At 52.6% G+C, this 2,681-nt stretch carries 1 protein-coding gene and 1 pseudogene; both read right to left on the bottom strand.

The genetic code is table 11. The annotated features are described in order from the left end of the window. Positions 1 to 246: 246 nt before the first annotated feature. Positions 247 to 1,527: a glycosyltransferase gene (locus AC5S26_RS29805; protein WP_494188578.1), complete on the bottom strand. Its 1,281-nt coding sequence runs from the start codon at positions 1,525 to 1,527 to the stop codon at positions 247 to 249. Positions 1,528 to 1,752: 225 nt separating this feature from the next. Beyond that, a pseudogene (locus AC5S26_RS29800) lies at positions 1,753 to 2,681 on the bottom strand (ISNCY family transposase); the annotation flags it as partial.

Here is a 2,681-nt window from a genome sequence, read left to right as displayed (position 1 = left end):
CCCCATAGCCACGTGCGGATAAAACGGAGAGTGCCTCCGAAAGATAAGATAAGCGGACATACTCTCCGGGTTACAAAATCTCTTATGTCGCAACAGCTCTCCAAATCCGTTGCTCGCAGGCCGCGTGCCGATGCACGTCGTAACCGCCAGCGCATCGGGCAATCCACAGGCTCTGTTTGTCGTTCGCCCCCCTCATCTAATTTATGAGAGAAGTCCAGACCAAAATGATATCGATCCTTGGGCAGCTCAAATCTTCTGTGCTCCTTTTGAAGAAGTGCGCATAACGATGTCGACGATGGTTTGCAGCGCGTTGGTTTTGGCTATCTTTGCTCCAACCAACTTTGTACGGTCTGCATACTTCGGGTTGTGCAATATTTCTCGAACAGCATCGCGAATTTGCGTGGGGGTGGGTGTTCCGGTCTTCAAATCGATACCCGTGCCACTCCAGGACACCCGCATGGATACAAGAGGCTTGTCCTCGCTCTCTCCTGCTGAGATGACGGGAACTCCATAGCTAATTGCCTGCTGAACTCCGTTATATCCGCCATTGGTTACGAAAACGTTTGTTTTAGGCAGGATAAGCTCATAGGAAATATATGGCTCGACAATGGCATTGGCTGCCGAGATAATTTCAGTCGCACCCCCGCCGGCCGTAACAACCACTTGGACATTCTCCTCGGCCAAACCCGCAATCGTCGGATTAATTAGCTGATTGAAGTCAAAGTTCGCCACTGTCCCTTGGGTAACGAAAATGATTGGCCGTGAATCGTCAAGGTTCTGAAGCCAGGCCGGTGACGGAAGATCGCAATGCCGGTGCAGAATAGGTCCCGTGAAGTGAAGATTTGCTGGTCGATCCGCCATAGGGAATTCAAAATCTTCTGCTCCGAGCTGCAAAAAGACGTCTGGCAAACGATACATGGTGTTCGTATCGAAGCCGCCATCGATCGACACCCCCAATCGCCTAAGGACGTCGTCAAGATAGGTATGACTTGGTGCGCGCAATTGGTTGAATTGCCGGTTGAGTTCAAGATTTCGGAGGCGTCCTTCCGGAGTGTCATCTGGACCAGCAAAGATTGAGGATGCCGGGTCAAGCCAAAGAGGTGCGACGACACCACAGGAAAGGACCGGAGGCCGAGACTCACCACTCAGAAGAAGGGGGAGATTGCCCACGAATAAAACATCAGTCATAACCAAATCAAATGAGTACTCTTTGATGTATCGCTGCAGCCCGTGATATTGGTCGGGAATCCGATCCGCGAATAAATACTTGACATAGGCGTTCTGTTGATCCATCGGTGTGGCAGCGCTTAATAATTCCGGAATCAGTTCGCCTATCCGGCGCCAATCGTAATTGGCATTGCCGAGCAAAGGCAGAAAACGGAAATTGGCACCTTCGATCCGCTCGCGAAATACATCGGAGGTGTTGAAGTAGATTTCGTGGCCAGCATCTCGGAGAGACTCAGCAACGGTGAACATGGGGTTCACGTGTCCCATAAGAGGAGTGACTGCAATAAGAATTCTGCTCATAGTCTTTCCGTTTGCACCTTTGTAAACTTAGTCTTTTCGGTCATCTTCACCAAAGCAGCGGAAAAAACCCTTGAACAATTAACAACCCAATAGACCGTTTATTCCCAGACTGATTCCTTAGAGCTTCGACTCGCATGCGTACGATTTTTTTACGTTTGGTGTCGTGCTCCCTCCTTCTTTCACGGATCTCACAGGAATTTTCGGCACGTAGTCGGGGCCGTAGATCTGTCGGCCCCGCTTTTGGTATCCGCCCTTGTGGCTGTTCGTATTCACTCTTAGCGCAAAGTAGACGTCTTGCTGTGCCTTGATGAGGGCAAGAGCGTGGCCCAGGCGCTTGTTCTCGATCACAGCGGTGTGGCTGACCCTCTGATCCTTGCTGAAGACGCGATAGGGAAGCAGGAGGCATTTGGTGCGGACCTCCAAGTGGCCATCTGGGAAGTCGTAAACGTCAACATATTTACTCTCAAGTCCTTCGGAGAGAGAATTTCGCTCCAGGATGATCCGCTTGCGGTCGTATGACAAGGTCAACTGGCTTCCGACGTGGCGCTGCTCACGGTGGCACAGGATGTCGGTGAGTTTTTCCACGGGGATCGATAGAGGCCGATGCAGGTCTTCAGGACGGGCGGAAGGAATAGAAAAACGCTCATTGAACTGGGTCATGAAAGCTGGCAAGAACGCGTTTCCGGCACAGATGTCGCTGACGTTGGCGAGTCGAAGTTCTTTTACCAGCCTGTCCTGTAGTGTGCGATTCACTCGCTCCACACGGCCCTTCGCCTGACTTGAGTTAGCACAGATTATCTCGATATTTAGCTCCGCCGAAAGACTACGTGCTTGTCAGAGTAAAAGGCCACGGGGCAACCAAAGGCCAGCACGTAGCCGTGGACTGCGGTCAGATAGCTGTCCGTACTCTCGCTGAGTACGAAGCGAAGCTGCATCAATCGGCTGGTCGCGTCGTCGATGAACACGAGCAAGGTGCAGGGCTCGCCACGATCCTCGAACCATCGGTGATCGCTGCCGTCGATCTGGACCAGCTCGCCGAAGCGCTCTCGCCTCAGCCTCGGCTGGTGGAAGGTCTTCCGTTGCTTGCGAGAGAGCCATAGACCGTCAGCCATCAGCCATCGCCGGAGTGTCTCGCGCCCGATTGTCACGCTGCA

Source organism: Edaphobacter sp. FHG110511_03 (assembly GCF_059115365.1).
Note: the sequence above shows the minus strand (reverse complement) of the source record. Positions and strands in the feature narration are given on the sequence as shown.

Excerpts from the sequence above, each read along its gene's own strand:
- AC5S26_RS29805 (WP_494188578.1), bottom strand. The coding sequence starts at position 1,527 with ATGAGCAGAATTCTTATTGCAGTCACTCCTCTTATGGGACACGTGAAC.